Source organism: Larkinella bovis (genome assembly GCF_042655385.1).
In the GTDB taxonomy this organism is placed as follows: Bacteria; Bacteroidota; Bacteroidia; order Cytophagales; family Spirosomataceae; genus Larkinella; species Larkinella bovis.
This window is the reverse complement of record NZ_JBHSMA010000001.1, coordinates 1,048,408-1,065,303: the sequence shown is the minus strand read 5'-3', so window position 1 is coordinate 1,065,303 and position 16,896 is coordinate 1,048,408. Positions and strand designations below refer to the sequence as shown.

The 16,896-nt window shown below is 51.6% G+C and carries 19 protein-coding genes; 8 read left to right on the top strand and 11 right to left on the bottom strand.

The window, feature by feature from the left end; all coding sequences use genetic code 11:
- Positions 1-1,104: a DNA-processing protein DprA gene (gene dprA, locus ACFPMF_RS04520; RefSeq protein WP_379841553.1), complete on the top strand. Its 1,104-nt coding sequence runs from the start codon at positions 1-3 to the stop codon at positions 1,102-1,104.
- A 47-nt stretch (positions 1,105-1,151) separates the two neighbouring features.
- Here dprA and ACFPMF_RS04515 read toward each other — a convergent pair whose 3' ends face one another.
- From ACFPMF_RS04515 to ACFPMF_RS04505, 3 genes are all read right to left on the bottom strand, one after another.
- Entirely contained in the window at positions 1,152-2,636 is a 1,485-nt protein-coding gene (locus ACFPMF_RS04515) for a capsule assembly Wzi family protein (protein WP_379841551.1), read from the bottom strand.
- Between the two features lie 11 nt (positions 2,637-2,647).
- Entirely contained in the window at positions 2,648-3,274 is a 627-nt protein-coding gene (gene pyrE, locus ACFPMF_RS04510) for an orotate phosphoribosyltransferase (protein ID WP_379841549.1), read from the bottom strand.
- Between the two features lie 93 nt (positions 3,275-3,367).
- Entirely contained in the window at positions 3,368-4,651 is a 1,284-nt protein-coding gene (locus ACFPMF_RS04505; RefSeq protein ID WP_379841547.1) for a hemolysin family protein, read from the bottom strand.
- A gap of 143 nt (positions 4,652-4,794) precedes the next feature.
- Between ACFPMF_RS04505 and ACFPMF_RS04500 the strand changes: the two genes are divergently transcribed.
- On the top strand, positions 4,795-5,502 hold the full coding sequence (locus ACFPMF_RS04500) for an NUDIX hydrolase (protein WP_379841545.1): 708 nt from the start codon (positions 4,795-4,797) through the stop codon (positions 5,500-5,502).
- A gap of 171 nt (positions 5,503-5,673) precedes the next feature.
- On the opposite strand, the gene coaD is transcribed toward ACFPMF_RS04500, so the two are convergent.
- From coaD to ACFPMF_RS04475, 5 genes are all read right to left on the bottom strand, one after another.
- A complete protein-coding gene (gene coaD, locus ACFPMF_RS04495) occupies positions 5,674-6,132 on the bottom strand; it encodes a pantetheine-phosphate adenylyltransferase (RefSeq protein ID WP_379841543.1) in 459 nt (152 codons plus the stop codon).
- Between the two features lie 92 nt (positions 6,133-6,224).
- Positions 6,225-7,097: a DUF3822 family protein gene (locus tag ACFPMF_RS04490; protein WP_379841541.1), complete on the bottom strand. Its 873-nt coding sequence runs from the start codon at positions 7,095-7,097 to the stop codon at positions 6,225-6,227.
- A 117-nt stretch (positions 7,098-7,214) separates the two neighbouring features.
- Positions 7,215-7,703, bottom strand: coding sequence for an NUDIX domain-containing protein (locus ACFPMF_RS04485; RefSeq protein WP_379841539.1), 489 nt, complete (start codon positions 7,701-7,703; stop codon positions 7,215-7,217).
- A gap of 135 nt (positions 7,704-7,838) precedes the next feature.
- On the bottom strand, positions 7,839-8,276 hold the full coding sequence (locus ACFPMF_RS04480; protein ID WP_379841537.1) for a CBS domain-containing protein: 438 nt from the start codon (positions 8,274-8,276) through the stop codon (positions 7,839-7,841).
- A gap of 170 nt (positions 8,277-8,446) precedes the next feature.
- Positions 8,447-9,022: a sugar O-acetyltransferase gene (locus ACFPMF_RS04475; protein ID WP_379841535.1), complete on the bottom strand. Its 576-nt coding sequence runs from the start codon at positions 9,020-9,022 to the stop codon at positions 8,447-8,449.
- Between the two features lie 198 nt (positions 9,023-9,220).
- Between ACFPMF_RS04475 and ACFPMF_RS04470 the strand changes: the two genes are divergently transcribed.
- From ACFPMF_RS04470 to ACFPMF_RS04460, 3 genes are read left to right on the top strand one after another with little or no spacing between them, the layout of a single operon-like run.
- Positions 9,221-9,613 carry a hypothetical protein gene (locus ACFPMF_RS04470; protein WP_379841533.1) on the top strand — a complete coding sequence of 131 codons (393 nt, stop codon included), beginning with the start codon at positions 9,221-9,223 and terminating at the stop codon, positions 9,611-9,613.
- A gap of 44 nt (positions 9,614-9,657) precedes the next feature.
- Positions 9,658-11,079 carry an ATP-dependent DNA helicase gene (locus ACFPMF_RS04465; RefSeq protein WP_379841531.1) on the top strand — a complete coding sequence of 474 codons (1,422 nt, stop codon included), beginning with the start codon at positions 9,658-9,660 and terminating at the stop codon, positions 11,077-11,079.
- A 7-nt stretch (positions 11,080-11,086) separates the two neighbouring features.
- Complete coding sequence (locus ACFPMF_RS04460) at positions 11,087-11,380, top strand: hypothetical protein (RefSeq protein ID WP_379841529.1); 294 nt, start codon at positions 11,087-11,089, stop codon at positions 11,378-11,380.
- A gap of 300 nt (positions 11,381-11,680) precedes the next feature.
- Here ACFPMF_RS04460 and ald read toward each other — a convergent pair whose 3' ends face one another.
- Positions 11,681-12,817 (bottom strand): alanine dehydrogenase, encoded by a 1,137-nt coding sequence (ald, locus tag ACFPMF_RS04455; RefSeq protein ID WP_379841527.1) that lies wholly within the window; start codon positions 12,815-12,817, stop codon positions 11,681-11,683.
- A gap of 177 nt (positions 12,818-12,994) precedes the next feature.
- On the opposite strand from ald, the gene ACFPMF_RS04450 reads away from it, so the two are divergent.
- On the top strand, positions 12,995-13,450 hold the full coding sequence (locus ACFPMF_RS04450) for an Lrp/AsnC family transcriptional regulator (RefSeq protein ID WP_379841525.1): 456 nt from the start codon (positions 12,995-12,997) through the stop codon (positions 13,448-13,450).
- 135 nt (positions 13,451-13,585) lie between these two features.
- Here ACFPMF_RS04450 and ACFPMF_RS04445 read toward each other — a convergent pair whose 3' ends face one another.
- Both ACFPMF_RS04445 and ACFPMF_RS04440 read right to left on the bottom strand, forming a co-directional pair.
- Positions 13,586-14,122 (bottom strand): ferritin, encoded by a 537-nt coding sequence (locus ACFPMF_RS04445; protein WP_379841522.1) that lies wholly within the window; start codon positions 14,120-14,122, stop codon positions 13,586-13,588.
- Between the two features lie 171 nt (positions 14,123-14,293).
- Positions 14,294-14,647, bottom strand: coding sequence for a hypothetical protein (locus ACFPMF_RS04440; RefSeq protein ID WP_379841520.1), 354 nt, complete (start codon positions 14,645-14,647; stop codon positions 14,294-14,296).
- 257 nt (positions 14,648-14,904) lie between these two features.
- Here ACFPMF_RS04440 and ACFPMF_RS04435 point away from each other — a divergent pair, with 257 nt between their 5' ends.
- Both ACFPMF_RS04435 and ACFPMF_RS04430 read left to right on the top strand, forming a co-directional pair.
- Positions 14,905-15,927 carry an SPASM domain-containing protein gene (locus tag ACFPMF_RS04435; protein WP_379841518.1) on the top strand — a complete coding sequence of 341 codons (1,023 nt, stop codon included), beginning with the start codon at positions 14,905-14,907 and terminating at the stop codon, positions 15,925-15,927.
- Between the two features lie 170 nt (positions 15,928-16,097).
- The gene (locus ACFPMF_RS04430; protein ID WP_379841515.1) at positions 16,098-16,886 is read left to right on the top strand and encodes a ParA family protein; all 789 of its coding nucleotides are present in this window, start codon (positions 16,098-16,100) and stop codon (positions 16,884-16,886) included.
- The last annotated feature ends 10 nt before the right edge of the window (positions 16,887-16,896 follow it).

Genomic DNA, 16,896 nt, shown 5'->3' with positions numbered 1-16,896 from the left:
ATGCTGCAAAAACCGGAATTGTTTTATCAGTCGGCCCTGACCGCGGTCCCCGGGGTGGGCGATATTCTCATTCGTCAGCTAATAAGTTATTGCGGGTCGGCTTCGGAGGTCTTTCGCTCCCCGCTGTCGAAATTAATGAAGACGCCGGGCATCGGCGAAGTGACCGCCCGCGCCATTTTGCACCCTGAAGTCTTGCCGCAAGCCGAACAAACCCAGCAACGGTGCGAGAAGTTGGGCGTTCACCAGTTGTTCTATACCGATAACCGCTATCCGGCTCGTCTGAAATCGTTATACGACTCACCCGCCATGCTGTATTTACAGGGGCGGGCCGATCTGAACGCAGCCCGGACCGTGGGCATTGTCGGAACGCGGCAGGCCACCGATTACGGCCGCCGGGTGACGGAGGAAATTATTGACGCCCTGCGACCGTATCAGCCGTTAATTATCAGCGGATTAGCCTACGGGATTGATATTGCCGCCCACCGCGCCAGTCTGGCCCACGGGTTGCCCACGGTGGCGGTGATGGCGAGCGGAATTGATATTGTGTATCCGTATGTCCATCAGAAAACGGCGCAGGAAATGCAGGTGGCAGGCGGTTTGCTGACGGAAAACCGGCCCGGCGTCAAGCCCGATGCGCGCTTGTTTCCGGCCCGAAACCGGATTATTGCGGGCCTCAGCGACGTGGTGGTCGTGGTGGAAGCGGCCGCCAAAGGGGGCGCGTTGATTACGGCGGAATATGCCAATAACTACCACCGCGATGTGTTTGCCGTACCCGGCCACCTGAACCAAACGTTTTCGCAGGGCTGCAACAAGCTCATTCGGGAGAACAAAGCCCAGATTTATACCCGTCCGGAGGACTTGATCGAAGCGTTGAACTGGGACCAGACGACGGTATCAAAAAAAATGGTGGAAAAACCGGCCTTGGAATTTACGGAAGAAGAAAGCCAGATTCTGGCGCTGTTTCGGCAGCAGCCCGTCTGGCAAATTGATGAACTTGGCTGGCGAACCCAGATGCCCCTTGGCAAGCTGGCCTCGCTGCTCCTGAACCTGGAATTCAAAGGAATTGTCCGGCCGTTGCCGGGGAAGAAATTTCAGGTCAGTTAACGGGTTCTGTTTTCGCAGCCGGGCAACGAAACGGAAGGGTTCCGACTTCACCAGTTTTTTTTAACCGACAGAAAGGCACCGGTTTGCCGGGACAATAGGCCGCCCCGGTCGAGGGCCACGGAAACCCCGATCTGGGTGTTGGCAAGCCGGGGAAGTGAGTGATGAGCAGTCAATAGGGCAGAAAATTGCTCAAACGGGAGGGCGTAGGGCCTGGTGAAATTACCAAAATTCCGGCTGTACGATGCCCGCGCCTGCACCTGAAAACCGTATACGGAACCGTCCAGGCCCAGATACCAGGCATTGACCCGGTTATTGGGAAAAAAACCGCCCCCGGTAGACTGCCGAACGGTTTCTGATAAATCGGCCCTGGGCATAATGAACGGTGTCCCGATCGTTCGGCCAAAGTAGGACCAGCCTTCGCGGTACTGCCCGTGGTTGTAATAATTGTCGGCACCCTGATACTGAGCGGTTTGGTCGAAAATCGGCCCGCTTTGGTTCTTGGTCGGAAGCCATTCCACCAGGGCGGTATGGAGCCGCAAACGCGGGTTGCTCTGACGGGGCCGATTCCGGTACCGGAGTCCCCACAAACCGTCGGGAAAATTGAGCAGGACAACCCCGCTGGCGTCTTCGTACAGATGCTGATAATAGAGCAGAAAACGGGCTCGGTTACCGGTCCATTCCAGGGCGTAGTCGATGGAACCAATGTGGTTGCCGATCCGGTTTTCCCCGTCGAATGAACTTTGCTGGTTGTTGACCCGATCCTTCGGGTAACGGGCCAGAATCAGCGTCAGATAATCCTGAAACGACGAGGGCAACCGGCCGTTCACTGCGTAGATGGTTCCAATCAGGTAGTCGGCATGGCCACCCCACTGAACCTGGTGATTCAGCCCGGTATACAATTTGAATTTCCAGTGCGGTTTTCCGAACCGGCCGTAAATGTACTTCTGATGCAGGTAAGCACCCTGAATGTAGGGGGCGTTGAACCAGCCGTGGGCGTAACCGATCCGAAACGCTACGAGTTTTTTGACAAAACCGCCAATCGGAATATAGTCGGGCGTGTGAAGCTGAACTTTCGGAACGGGGAGCGAATTGCCCGACCAGACGACAAAACCGGAGGAAAAGGTCGTATCGCCAATCCCAACCACCTCGCGCCGACGGCCCGCATAAACCTCAAACTTGCCGTAGCGCACTTTCGCGAATGCTTCAGGCAGGACGAACGAATTCGTTTTTCCCGTATTTACGGCCCCGTAAACGCCCGCGCCCCACTGAAGGCGGTTTTTACGGGTAGCCGTCGTATCGGTCCGGTACTCACGCTGGAGGCTTCCCCGCAGTGTAGCAAATGGCCCTTCCAGCGGAACCATACCGAATTGATTGGTCCGGAGCCAGAACGGGATTTGCCGCGTGGAGGAAACCATACCGCCTAGTTCCAGTTCGGCCCGAACCGGGTGCGAAACCGGTTTCGAAACCAACGATTGCGCCAGGGCAGGGGATGCCAGTAGCCAACCGGTTGCGAACAGGAAAAGACATCTCATGGCCCATCAGGCTAAGGGTTCCATTCGGAAGGGTTTTGCCGCCAGGCCGCCAGCGAATCCAGGGCATCGGCGGCAATGTAATCCAGTTTGCGGGCTTCTTCAACCAGGGTTTCGTAATTGCTCAGGCAAATCAGCTTTACATCCTTATCGGCGAAATTCCGGGCAGCTACCGGAAAACCGTACGTAAAAATCGCAGCCATGCCGAGCACCTCGGCCCCGGACTGACGCAGCACATCGACCACTTTCAGCGAACTGCCACCGGTCGAAATCAGGTCTTCGATCACCACAATGCGTTGCCCCGCTTCCAGTCGCCCTTCGATCTGATTGCCCATCCCGTGTTTTTTCGGTTCCGGGCGGACGTACAGGTACGGCAGGTTCAAGGCATCGGCCACCAGTGCACCCTGCGGAATTCCGGCAGTGGCGACGCCGGCAATTGCCTGAACCGCCGGGAATTCCTGCCGGATGGCATTGGCTAATTCATTCCGGATATAGGAACGGGCTTCGGGGTAGGAGAGCGTAATCCGGTTATCGCAGTAAATGGGTGATTTCCAGCCCGAACTCCAGGTAAACGGTTCATCGGGGCGTAAACGCACCGCTTTTACTTCCAGTAATACTCGCGCAATCTGTTCTGCAACCATGTAATTTTGAACAATGTAAATAATGAATGCGGGGTGATGACGGACTGGCGGATTACCCCGTCCATCGTTCATTCGCCCCCATTTCGCTAAAAGTTATTCTTCTACGCGCTTGGTAACCAGGATTTTGTCGATACGGCTTTTGTCCATATCGACAATTTCAAACTGGTAATCCTGCCAGGTAAAGGTCTCGCCGGTTTTCGGAATGTCCTGGATAATCTGCAAAGCAAAACCGCCCAGCGTATCGAAACCGGTCAGGTCCCGCCGGTTTTGAATTATGATGTCGAAATAATCCAGAAAGTCGTCGAATGGAATCTGGGCGTCGACCAGGTAGCTGCCGTCGCCCCGGTCCGTGATCTCGAACTCAAATTCGTTCGTATCGGAAATGTCGCCGACCAGCGCGTCCACAATGTCGTTGAGCGTTACCATGCCGAGCACCCCGCCGTATTCGTCAACGATAATGCCCACGTACTGCCGACGTTCCCGAAACCGCTCCAGCACCTGGTAGGCCATGTTGCTTTCCGGAATATAGAGAATGTCGCGTTTCAGCTCCTCCAGGCGGGTCAATTGGTCGTTCAGGTCTTTCCCCAGAAAATCCTTGCTGTGAATGAGACCGATCATTTCATCGACGCCCCCTTTGCAAAGCGGGTAGTGGGCGTGACGGTGTTCGATGATGTGCTGGCGGTTTTCTTCGACCGTCGCTTCCAGGTCCAGAAAAACCATTTCCTGCCGGTTGGTCATCAGGGATGTAATCCGGCGGTCGCCAAGCTGGAACACGTTCTGGACAATTTCCTGCTCGATTTCCTCAATGACCCCGCCCGAGGTGCCTTCCTGAATCAGGCTTTTAATTTCTTCTTCCGTTACGGCGCTGGCATTTGGTTTGATGTTCAATATCTTGATAATCAAATCACTGGAAAAGGCCAGCAGACTGATAAACGGGGAGGTTAACCGGGAAAGCATGTTCATGGGCCCGGCAATGAACTTGGCGATACCTTCCGGGTTCGACAGGCCGATCCGTTTGGGGACAAGTTCTCCCAATACCAGAGAAAGATACGTAATCAGAATAACGGTTAACGTAACGGCGACGCTGTTGGCGTAGGGTTGCAAAAACGAAAACCGCGAGACAAAGGTCGAAATCTGGGCGGTCAGGGTGTCACCGCTGAAAATACCAGTCAAAATCCCGATGAGCGTAATGCCGATTTGAACGGTAGCCAGAAAGCGGTTGGGTGATTCGGCCAGTTTGAGGGCTTCTTCGGCCCGGCGGTCGCCGTTGCGGGCATCGGTTTCGAGTCGGGCTTTGCGGGAGGATACGAGTGCAATCTCCGAAAGCGAGAAAACACCGTTTAAAATGACTAGGAAAAGGATTATTGCAAGTTCCACACGGGGAAAAGTTGGCGTTTTGCAAAAATAGTAGTTTTAGTTTCTCTTCAAAGATGAATGGTTTATCTAAATTTGTTTAGTAATTCAAACGTTCCGGTCCGTCGACGAAGCGACGGGTTTATTTCCCATCCGTTTTTTACCTCATGACCATTTTTATTGACGACCGACCGATTCATATCAAAGGGTCTAAAAAGGCAGCGCAATTGCAGGACGTAACCCAGGCAAGCCATGTCGATTATGATCGGATAATCGACGCCCGACTGGACGGGTTGAAGCTGATCACGTTGAAGGGTCATTTGCTGGTGCTGAACGTAACACCGGTTACCGTGGAGAAACTGGTCAATTTGCTGAACAATTACAACGTGAGCGAACTGAATTCCGTGACGCTGGTGGCTGTCGATAAGAAAGCCGTGGAGGAGAAGTTCAAGAGTTTATACCGGATTGTCAAAGCGGCCGGGGGCGTGGTGTTCAAGCAGGATAAAATGCTGCTGATGTTTCGGCGGGGAAAATGGGATCTGCCTAAAGGAAAACTGGATGATGGCGAGTCGTCACGGGTGGCGGCCCTGCGCGAAGTGGAGGAAGAAACCGGGGTGGTGGCTACGCTCGAAAACCGCATTTGTACGACCTGGCACACCTATACGTTAAACGGAAGTCGCATCCTGAAAAAAACGAAATGGTACCGGATGATTTGCCAGAATGATACCAATATGAAACCGCAGTTCGACGAAGACATCCAGCAACTCGAATGGATGGACCAAAAGAAAACCGCGCTGGCACTCACCAATTCCTTCAGTTCCATCCGGTACGTCATTGAAGCCGTCAACGAGACCGCTTTAAAAAACGATGAGTGAGCAGGATGGACTGGATGCTAGATGCTTGATACTGGATGCTTGATACTGGATATCGGATACTAGATATTGGTTACTAAACGAGGGTTGAAATGATAAATTCACTGCCCCATAACACCTCCTGTATCCAGTATCAAGCATCCAGTATCAAGCATCTAGTAGCCAGTCCAGCTTCTACTCCGAAAGGCGGTACGGAAGGAACTCATCCACGTTTTTGTGGTAGCGGTGCAAGTCCCGGATGATGCTTGAACTGATGGGGGCCAGATGCGGTGAGGTAATCAGAAAGACGGTTTCCACGTCGGGGTAAATCGAGCGGTTGACCTGCGAAATCCCATTTTCATACTCGAAATCGGTGGTGTTGCGTAACCCACGCAGTAAAAACCGGGCACCCCGGTCCCGGGCGACGATGGCCGTCAGTCCGTCGTAGGTTTCAACCCGAACCGCCGGGTAGGCCAGAAACGTTTTTTCGATCAGGGTTTTCATGACCTCCAGTGGGAAATACCGCTGTTTATTGGCATTGTGGCCGATGCCGATGATAATTTCATCGAATAGTTTCAACCCACGCAGGACAATATCTTCATGCCCCTTCGTGAATGGGTCGAAGGAGCCGGGGAAAAGCGCAATTCGTTTCATAGATTTCGGGAAGGAAGAAGGATGGCGTAACAAGGAAGCGAAAGAAGGCTGGCTCACCGTCCGTCTCCCTGCCTTCTGGTCGGCGTCGGTCTTTAGTCAATCAGGGTATTGCCGAATAAACTGAAATACCGGTGTTCGGGAACCTCATCGAAAGCCGCTGTCAGTTTCAGGTTCGGTGGCGTCGAGCCAAAGCGAATGTTGGGAAGAAACTGTTCCAGCGAGGTGAAAATATCGGCAAATGGGGTAATCTCCCCCGATAATATGACCTTTAATTCTTTCGGCTCGGTCTTCAGTTCGTTGATGACGTACAGAATGTAGTATACCAGGTCGGTGGCATTCTTATAGGCAAACCGGTTGCAATACATAAACCGCCCGGCCTTCCGAAACACCAGGGTTACGGATTCATCCTCAAAATTCAGGGACAGTTTCTGGGACGAATCCAGCACCAGATCCGATGCCGCCGTTGCCTGAATCAGGGCGCTGGACTGGTGAACAATCGTGAGTTGCTGCAGCGGATAGGTCGCGGCCAGCCAGTCGGTCAGGGCGTTGTCGATGCTGAAAACCGCCTGAAAATCTTCCTTCTGGTGGGTATACGTCAGCGCGTGTTCGGAAAGGGAAAGCGGATTTCCCCGCATTAATTGCAGGTATTGTGCGCGGTATTCTTTCCGGTATAAGCTGGTCGGAATGAGCGTAAACGAGGGCGAATTAACCGACACCTGAATCTTTTTCCAGTAGGAGGATTGCAGGAGCGGATGATTCTGGTAAATGCTGCGTAAGGACGGTAATAACGGATTTTCGGTCAATAAAGTCGGAAACGTATAGTCTTCCAGCCAGAAACATTGACGCTGCTCGGGTTCAACGACACAAAACCGGAAACGCTCGTGACTCATTTCCAGACAAAGCTGATACGAGTCAGTCATTGAAACATCAAAGGAATCTTCCTGAATAGCGACGGTTGGGGACACAGCAGCAAGGGTCTCGATACGCACAGTAAACAAATTAATAGGGTGTACAGTGGGAATGGGTCCGGGTGGAAACCGAATCTTCCAGCTAAAAGTACAAAAATACGCGAATGACTGCTGTTATTGCCTCAAATATCCTTTTAAGCGGAAAACATCATCCATGGACCGACAGAGCCGAAACAGGCGATGAACCTCGTTTTCGGGATAACTTTTAATTTCGTCGAACGACATCAGCCGCACTTCGGTGATAATCTGCTGGTCGGCGCTCATTTCCGGATCAAAACCGTGCCGGAGCTCTCCCCCCACGATCCGGACGTCGAAAAACAGTTCCATCGCGTGCAGGGGCGTTTGCATGAATTCGTTAACGAACTGCAATTCACCGACTTCGATGGCCAGGCCGGTTTCTTCGTGGAATTCCCGGATCAGGGCCTGGTAGGCGGTTTCGCCAAACTGCGGGCCACCGCCCGGCGGGCACCAGAACGTATCGGTTGGTCCGATGCCCCGATGCCGGACCATCAGGAGTTTATTTTCCCAAAGGCATAAGCCACACACCCGCAATCGCAACCGATTGCCGTACAGCCGCTTTACTTCTTCGCGTGCAAGATCCAATTTCAGTTGTTGGTAATTTTAGCAGCGCAAATATACGGAAGAGTGAAGAGTTATGACGTACGCGTGATGAGTTATGAGTTGGCTGAGGCACACTATTTCGTTTAACTCATCACGCGTAACGCTCCAACTCATTTCTCAATACGGGCTTCCTGAGATGTAACTTTCGAGCGAGTTGATGCGGGCTTTCTGGTCGTGGATAATGGCGGATACAACGTCGTTGATGGAAATGATACCGATCAATTCTTCCTCATCGACCACCGGCAGGTGCCGAATGTGTTTGTCGGACATGATCACCATGGCGTCTTCCAGCGGTTGTTCCGGGCTGACGGTGATGAGGTTGGCCGTCATCACTTCCCGAATGAGGGTGTCTTTGGAGGCCCGGCCTTTCAGAATCCCCTTCCGTGCATAATCACGTTCAGAGAAGATTCCGGAGAGCTTTCCATCATCGATAACCAGCACGGCACCGATGTTTCTGTTCGCCATCGCTTCCAGCGCTTCGTAAACCGTTGAGTCGGAGGTGACGGAATAGATGGTGTTGATGGTTTTGCCTTGCAAAATCTGACGGATATTCATGGGCGAGGGGTTTGATTGAACGGATCCGTTCAAAATAGATAATCTATATGACAAAAGCAACTCGTCATTGTGTTTATTGGTAATGTTGTACTTTATTTCTTTGAAAAGTTAAAAATAATATCTCATATCACGGCCAGCCATGTACATTATTGCGGCTGAACACAGGGGATCTACCGGCTCTGTTCATCGGGCGTTAGGGAGCGAATGACCCGACAGGGATTGCCGGCAGCAAAAACGTCCGGCGGAATATCCCGCGTCACAACACTGCCGGCTCCGATGATGGTGCGGTCGCCAATGCTGACCCCGGGGCAAATAATCGCGCTGCCGCCAACCCAAACGTCTTCGCCGATTACGATGGGTTTGGCGGATTCGAGTCCGGATGCGCGGACTTTCCAGTCCGTTGGGTGGGTGGCGGTATAAAGCTGTACATTCGGACCAAAGAGAGTCCGGCGGCCAATGGTCACGGTTGTAACATCGAGAACCACGCAGTTGAAATTAAAAAAAACGTTCTCGCCCGTCACAATATGACTGCCGTAATCGCAATAAAACGGCGGTTGCAGCCACAGACCGGCCCCGGCCCGGGGCATCAACGCCTGCAGAATACGCATCCGGTTTTCCGGCTGATCTTCGCGCGAATCATTCAACTCCTTGATGAGCAAACGGGTGCGGATTCGTTCCTGGGTCAACTGGGGATCCAGAGCGTCGTACAGCTCACCCGCGAGCATTTTCTCCTTTTCGGTTTTCATACACAGAAAATTGGTTTACGAATCAACGCCGAAGGGACAACCCTTGTTGCGGAAAGAAGGGGACTATTTCCGGATCTCTTTCGTACCAGCGTTCCCCAGCCGCGAATTTTGATGAGGGAATGTTTCCGAAATCCGGAAACATTTTGCGGTTTTTACCCGTAGTTTGTAACACCAATTCAACTCATTCCCAACATCTGTATGAAGCCAGGCTTTTGCGCTGTCCTTGTGAACCGATTGACCGGACTGGTTTTCGCCAGCATCCTGCTGGTGGCTTGCCACCGGCCGCCGGTTCGCACCGAACAAAACGAGACGAATGCGTTGGTCGGGGCCTGGCAGAAAGTCAGTCCGATGGAGTGCAGCCGCAGTTACCCGGATGTGATCGAATTCAGTTCCAGCGGTATTTACCAGACCCAGTCGGAAGCCAGCGCGGTGCCGTTGGTATGGGATTCGGGTCCCTATACTGTGGACCGGCAGATTGTAAAAATTTCCAATGCCCGAGACGTTGCGAAGGAATACCGGTTTGTAATCAAAAACGGAATCGTTACGTTTGAGGACGATCAGGGCTGCCGGTTTCCGTATCGTCGGATGTAAGGAAATTCGTTGAAAAACCGGCCATTTTTCCGTATTTTCGTCCAATGAATGAAACTCTCACGCCCGCCCAGTTGCTGGCGAAACGCTTCCCTTTCAAGCCCACATCCGGACAGCAGCAATTCTTTGAACAGATGAATCAGTTCATGAGCCGGCCGGAACATGCCAATTACCGGGACTGCTTTTTGTTGAAAGGGTATGCCGGTACGGGAAAAACAACCCTCATCAGCACGCTGATCAAGGTATTGCCTAAATTTGGGTACAAAGCCGTTTTGCTCGCGCCGACGGGTCGGGCGGCCAAGGTCATGGCGAATTATTCGAAGCGCATGGCCCAGACGATTCACCGGAAAATTTACCGGCAGATTGCCGACGCCAATTCGGGCAACCTGGTTTTTCAGCGGCAGAAAAATTACCACGAGGATACGGTTTTTATCATCGACGAAGCCTCGATGATCAGCGACGATGCGGAAATCGGCATGAACGGTTTGCTGTCGGATCTGGTCGATTTCGTGTTCGAGAATTCCGGAAACCGCCTGATGCTGGTGGGCGACGAAGCCCAGCTGCCGCCGGTAGGGAAGGAGATTAGCCCGGCCCTCGACAAAGGCTACCTGGAACGCCATTTCGACATGGTGGTGACCGAGCAGGAACTGCTTGAAGTCATGCGTCAGGATGAACATTCGGGGATTCTCCTGAATGCGACGGCCTTACGAGACGTTTTGGGAGAGCGCGAACCCCGGATCACTCTGGACGTGCGGAAGTATCGCGATATTTATAAAATGACCGCCGACCGGCTGGAAGACGGTATTCGGTATTGCTACGATAAGTTCGGGCGCGAAAACACGATCATCATCACCCGGTCGAACAAAATGGCGGTTCAGTATAACCAGTACATTCGCCGGGTTATTAACCAGTGCGAGGAAGAACTCGATGCTGGGGATATGCTGATGATTGTCAAAAACAATTATTCGGTGCTGGACGACGATTCACCGGCCGGTTTTCTGGCGAACGGTGATTTTGTGGAGGTGATGAAAATCCGAAAACGGGAAGAGGTCCACGGGCTGAAATTTGCGACCGTAACCCTGCGGTTAGTCGATCTGGACGAACAGCCGGAGTTCGAAAGCAAGATTATTCTCGATACGCTGTATTCCCCGCAGCCCAACCTGGGGCGGGACGAAAACCGTAATTTGTACGAGAGCGTTCAGAAGGACTATTTTTATATTCGAACGAAAAAAGAACGAAACGAAGCCATCCGCCGGGATCCTTACCTGAACGCTCTGCAGGTGAAATTTGCCTATGCGCTGACCTGCCACAAAGCCCAGGGCGGGCAGTGGCCGGCGGTTTTTATCGACCAGGGTTATCTGCCGGATGGGCAGGTGAATCAGGACTTTGTCCGCTGGCTCTATACGGCCATTACGCGAACAACCGACGAGGCTTTTCTGATGAATTTTATGCCGCAATTTTTTCAGTAATATCCTCATGCAACTGAATGAATTTACTGCCAGTCTGGCCAACGCCAAACCGCCCTTTGGCTTACATCCGATAGCCGAAGCCCTCTGGTACGATGCCAAAGGCAATTGGGAACAGGCCCACAACATCGCCCAAAACCGGGAGGGAACCCGCGATTACGACCGGCTGCATGCGTACCTGCACCGCAAGGAAGGCGACGAATGGAACGCCGGTTACTGGTACCGCCGGGCGGGAGCTTCGGTTTACACCGGGCCCCTGGAAGACGAATGGCAGACGCTGGTCGAAACGTTTTTGCAGCGGTAAACCCGTTTTGGGGGCCACTCGCGGAGATCCTGCCGGATACGGCATACGTTGCGAAATACAATCAGAACCGTCCGTTTCCGGGGAGGATTGACGTTTTCCAGCGCCTTCCTGGGCGGGGTGATTTTGGGCGGAATGCTCCGCCAACGGCATGAGAAGGCCATAAAAAAGACACGGCTCAAACTGGCCGTGTCTTAGTCGTTTTTATTCCTAAACCCTTAAAGAAAATTGTTGATGAAGCTCTTAAATTTACTGGTTGATGAAGTGTACTCTTAACTATAAAGGCAAAACAGTCGATAACAGTTATAAATTCATTTCTTCTTCCTGCTGCAATAATTCATTGACATTGCCGAGCGGTAAGCCAAACGCTTCAGCAACGCCATTGTAAACCACCTGGCCGTTTACCACGTTCAAACCGCGTTTCAACTCCTCACTTTCCTGACACGCTTTCTGCCAGCCCTTGTTTGCTAACTGCAACGCATACGTTAAGGTTGCATTCGTCAGCGCCACGGTCGAGGTATAGGGCACGGCCCCCGGCATGTTGGCTACGCAGTAATGAACCACATTATCAATGATATACGTCGGATGCTCGTGCGTGGTGGGCGTACAGGTTTCGATACAACCGCCCTGATCCACCGCAACATCGACCAAAACCGTACCCGGGCGCATCAGCTTCAACATGTCACGGGTGATGAGGTGGGGGGCTTTGGCACCCGGAATCAGTACCGCGCCGATGATCAGATCCGATTGTTTTACGGCTTCCCGAATGTTGTACTCGTTCGACATCATCGTATCGACATTTTCGGGCATGATATCCGACAGGTAGCGCAACCGCGGCAGGCTGATATCCATAATGGTGACGTGGGCGCCCAGACCGGCCGCCATTTTAGCCGCCTGCGTTCCGACAATGCCACCGCCCAGAATCAGAACGTGCGCTGGTTTTACACCCGGAACCCCGCCCAGCAGAATCCCACGACCCTTTTGCGGTTTTTCCAGGTATTTGGCTCCTTCCTGCACCGCCATCCGCCCCGCTACTTCCGACATCGGAATCAGGAGCGGCAGGCTCCGATCGGCTTTTTCAACCGTTTCGTACGCCAGACAAACCGCTTTCCGCTCGATCATGGCGTGGGTCAGTTCCTCCGACGAAGCAAAGTGGAAATAGGTGAACAATAACTGGTTCTCCTTGATCAACTCGTATTCCGAAGCAATTGGCTCCTTCACTTTGATAATCATCTCCGCAATGCCGTATATTTCCTCAATAGTCGGCAACATGACAGCACCCGCATCGATGTATTCTTCATCTTCAAAGCCACTTTCAACACCCGCATTCACCTGAACATACACCGTGTGTCCATGCTTACGGAACTCGGCAACTCCGGCCGGCGTCAGTGCCACCCGGTTTTCGTTGTTTTTGATTTCTTTCGGAACACCGATTACCATAAGAACCTGCGTTTTGTAGAGAGAATAAGAAGGCTACAAAGGTATTATGCCCCAAACTTATTTCTAATATCCTAACTCATTTCAGGAAATACTGTTTAAATTAGCCGGTGCAGAAGGGAAAAAATTTGGTATTCGGGTTTTGTTACTACCTTGTAAAGAAAAAATTCCGTCCGACCTATGGTAGACAAAATTGACCGTCAGATTTTGTCACTCCTCCAGGAGAACGCACAACTGACGATTCAGGAAATTGGGCAACGCATCAATCTCTCGAAATCACCCATTCACGAACGCATCAAACGGCTGGAACGCGACGGAATTATAGAGCGGTATGTGACCTTGCTGAATAAGAAAAAACTGGGCAATCAACTGATGGTTTTCTGCCATGTCACGCTGGATAAACAAACCCGCGAAACCTTCAAAGTGTTTGATCAAACGATTGCCCAGCTAGCCGAGGTGATGGAATGTAACCTGGTGTCGGGCACCTTCGATTACCTGCTGAAGATTGTCGTTCACGATATGGAATCCTACAACCGGTTTTACCAGGAACGGCTTTCGGTCATCCCCGGTATTCTGAACATCAGTAGTTTTTTCGTCATGGCGGAAGTTAAAAATACGACCGTTATTCCCGTGTAGTTTTGAGGAGTTGCCGAAGGGCTGCTCCCCAACCGGATTTTCACCGGCAGGCAAAAAAGAAACCCGGATGCACGCATCCGGGTTCGCAGAGGGATAGTGAGTAGGGAAATGATTCGGAAATAGGACGGTTTTGCCTTATTCCGGACTGCCGCCATCGTACGTAATCTTGGGAATGGCTTTGTCAATCATGTACCGACCAACCCCTTCTTCGCCAATTACGTCGAATAATTCAAGCGCCCGGCGGGCCACATATTCCTCTTCTACCTGCTCTTTGACAAACCATTGCATGAACTGGTCGGTGGCGAAATCATTCAGTTGACGCGCGGTTCCGACAATGCGGTTGATGGAATTTGAGACGGCAATTTCCTGTTGCAGGGCCAGTTCAAACACATCCCGGAAACTGTCGAACTCCTGCGGAACGTTGGTGATTTCGGGCGAGATGGCGTGGCCACCCATATCGGAAACGTATTTGAAAATCTTCAGCATGTGGTTGCGCTCTTCGCCCGACTGCTTGTAAAAGTGTTCGGAGCTAAAGTCAAAACCGTTGCGGTCGCACCAGGCTGCCATGGCCAGGTAAATGGCCGAAGAGTGCGCTTCCATTTTTATCTGTTCGTTGAGAATCCGCTCGATTTCTTCTTTCAGCGAGGTTCTCATTCTAACTAAATCTTTCATCGGTATGTCAGTTTGTTCGTTCTTGTTCGTGTGGGCAGGTTGTGCCGTTTTCTCTTACAAGAATACTGAATTGAACCGGAAAAAGTTTTGAAGTCAGGAAATTTGGAAACAGTCTAATTGCAGTGTTTGAACCGGTTACGGGCGGTTTATCGGAAGATTCGCCCCAAACGATCAGTAGACCAGCGCGCTGTAAATTCGCTCGTTCAGGAGGGTGTTGAGGTCGAGCATAAACCGGGTTCCGGCCAGTAGTTCGCGCAAGGCAATCAAATCGCAGAGATTCAAAACGAAAAGGTGATTCGTGCGTGGAGCGTCGATCACTTCCACGTCGTAGGCATCGTCGGTATTGAAGATCATCGTGTGAATGTCTACCGAATCGACCCGCTTTTTGAAGGTCAGAAAATCAGAAATACGCAACGAAACGCGGGTTTCACCGAACTGAATGATGATACGATTGGTTGTATCGCATTGAAAGGTGGCTCCCTTGGCGTTGGCAAACAATTCGGTTACTTGGTGGGTATTCGACACGGAATTACAAAATAGAAACGGGGTGAAATCGACTTAACTGCTTTTGACTCCGTAAAATTACAATTGGAATTCTGATGTGTCAAGAGTAATTTGAAACTATTCTAAATTAATTTAGATTCCAGCCGAAAAATGAACGGAAAACTGTCCGGACGGTTTTTTGAAAAGACAACCGGCCTTGTTTCCGGTAATTTTCGCGGCTGAAAGGGCCCGATTCGATCACGATTCCTTTACTTTTGTTCGTATTCTGACTGATCCACATGAACCGTAATATTACCGACGGACTGAATTTTTTCTCGAAAGTAACCCCGAAACGCGCCTGGAATGCGTTAAAAGTTTTGTCGAGTTATTACGAATCGAAATGGACCGGAAAAGCCGTTCACCGGGGTTCACCGATTGCCATTTCCTTTGAACCCACCACTTCCTGCAATTTACGCTGTCCCGAATGCCCGAGTGGTTTGCGGTCTTTTACCCGGCCAACCGGCATGTTACCTGCCGACCTGTTCAAGCGGACCATCGACGAAATTGCGGATACGCTCCTGTATCTTACCTTTTATTTTCAGGGTGAACCGTATTTACACCCCGATTTTCTGACGCTGGTGGGGTACGCGTCTAAAAAAGGAATTTATACCGGTACGTCAACCAACGCCCATTACCTGACCGACGCCAACGCCCGGAAAACCGTGGAGTCGGGGCTGGATCGGCTGATTATTTCCATTGATGGCACCACGCAGGAGGTGTACCAGCAATACCGCGTGGGCGGGAAGCTGCATAAGGTGCTGGAAGGCACGAAGAACATCATCAAGTGGAAAAAAGAGCTGAAATCAAAAACGCCCCACGTTATTTTTCAGTTTCTGGTGGTCAAGCCGAATCAGCACCAGATCGACGAGGTGTATAAAATTGCTAGGGAGTTGGGCGTGGACGAGGTGGCGCTGAAAACCGCCCAGATTTACGACTTTGAGCACGGTTCGGACCTGATGCCGACCATCGATAAATACTCGCGCTACGAGAAAACCGCCCACGGGACCTACGCCATCAAGAACGCGCTGGACGGCCATTGCTGGAAAATGTGGCACTCCTGCGTCATCACCTGGGATGGCCTGGTGGTGCCCTGCTGCTTCGACAAAGACGCTCATTACCGGCTGGGCGACCTCAAAGAACAAACCTTCGGACAATTGTGGGCGAGCGAACCCTACCGGCAGTTTCGCCAGACCCTGATCCATTCCCGCTCCGGAATTGAAATGTGTAAAAACTGCACCGAAGGCACCCAGGTCTGGGCCTGAGACAGTTAAAAGTTAAAAGTTAAAAGTTAAAAGTTAAGTGCTCCTCCTATTTTTAATTTTTAACTTTTAACTTTTAACTCCCCGCTGTGGAACATTGAAAAAAAACCGTGAAACGTTCCTTGCATTAGACGAACCATCTGCTGATATTTGGGGCTGCAACGAACAAACCCATGGGTAAAGTTATCGCTATTGCCAACCAAAAGGGGGGCGTCGGAAAGACTACGACAACGATCAATCTGGCAGCCAGCCTGGCGGCCCTCGAATTTCGAACATTGATTGTCGATGCCGACCCGCAAGCCAATTCCACCTCGGGCCTTGGTTATAATCCGAAAGAGATTGAAAACAGCATTTACGAGTGCATGATCGAAGACATCCGGACCCGGGATGCCATTATTCAGACCGATTTTCCGAATCTGGACCTGCTGCCGTCGCATATCGATCTGGTGGGGGCCGAGATTGAAATGATCAATCTCAAAAACCGGGAGGAAAAGATGAAGGAAGCCCTGTACGATGTGAAAGAAGATTATGATTTTGTCATTATCGACTGCTCGCCATCGTTGGGCCTGATTACCATCAACAGCCTGACAGCGGCCGATTCGGTGATCATCCCGGTACAGTGTGAATACTTCGCCCTCGAAGGACTCGGTAAATTACTGAACACGGTCAAGATTATTCAGTCGCGGCTGAACACCTCCCTGGCTATTGAAGGCATTCTGCTCACGATGTATGACCTGCGCGTTCGCTTGTCGAACCAGGTTGTCGGCGAAGTGACAGCGCATTTTCAGCAAATGGTGTTTAACACGATTATTCCCCGCAACATACGGCTGAGCGAGTCGCCAAGTTTTGGGTTGCCGGTTTTGGCACAGGATGCCGACAGCAAAGGGGCGATCAGCTACCTGAATCTCGCCCGGGAAATTCTGGCCAAAAATGGCCGGTTACCCCAGGATCAGACCGTATAAAGACACCAAG

Bases quoted from the DNA above. Each gene is read 5' to 3' on its own strand.
- dprA (WP_379841553.1), top strand. From the start codon at position 1: ATGCTGCAAAAACCGGAATTGTTTTATCAGTCGGCCCTGACCGCGGTC.
- ACFPMF_RS04515 (WP_379841551.1), bottom strand. From the start codon at position 2,636: ATGAGATGTCTTTTCCTGTTCGCAACCGGTTGGCTACTGGCATCCCCT.
- pyrE (WP_379841549.1), bottom strand. From the start codon at position 3,274: ATGGTTGCAGAACAGATTGCGCGAGTATTACTGGAAGTAAAAGCGGTG.
- ACFPMF_RS04500 (WP_379841545.1), top strand. From the start codon at position 4,795: ATGACCATTTTTATTGACGACCGACCGATTCATATCAAAGGGTCTAAA.
- coaD (WP_379841543.1), bottom strand. From the start codon at position 6,132: ATGAAACGAATTGCGCTTTTCCCCGGCTCCTTCGACCCATTCACGAAG.
- ACFPMF_RS04480 (WP_379841537.1), bottom strand. From the start codon at position 8,276: ATGAATATCCGTCAGATTTTGCAAGGCAAAACCATCAACACCATCTAT.
- ACFPMF_RS04475 (WP_379841535.1), bottom strand. From the start codon at position 9,022: ATGAAAACCGAAAAGGAGAAAATGCTCGCGGGTGAGCTGTACGACGCT.
- ACFPMF_RS04470 (WP_379841533.1), top strand. From the start codon at position 9,221: ATGAAGCCAGGCTTTTGCGCTGTCCTTGTGAACCGATTGACCGGACTG.
- ACFPMF_RS04465 (WP_379841531.1), top strand. From the start codon at position 9,658: ATGAATGAAACTCTCACGCCCGCCCAGTTGCTGGCGAAACGCTTCCCT.
- ACFPMF_RS04460 (WP_379841529.1), top strand. From the start codon at position 11,087: ATGCAACTGAATGAATTTACTGCCAGTCTGGCCAACGCCAAACCGCCC.
- ald (WP_379841527.1), bottom strand. From the start codon at position 12,817: ATGGTAATCGGTGTTCCGAAAGAAATCAAAAACAACGAAAACCGGGTG.
- ACFPMF_RS04450 (WP_379841525.1), top strand. From the start codon at position 12,995: ATGGTAGACAAAATTGACCGTCAGATTTTGTCACTCCTCCAGGAGAAC.
- ACFPMF_RS04445 (WP_379841522.1), bottom strand. From the start codon at position 14,122: ATGAAAGATTTAGTTAGAATGAGAACCTCGCTGAAAGAAGAAATCGAG.
- ACFPMF_RS04435 (WP_379841518.1), top strand. From the start codon at position 14,905: ATGAACCGTAATATTACCGACGGACTGAATTTTTTCTCGAAAGTAACC.
- ACFPMF_RS04430 (WP_379841515.1), top strand. From the start codon at position 16,098: ATGGGTAAAGTTATCGCTATTGCCAACCAAAAGGGGGGCGTCGGAAAG.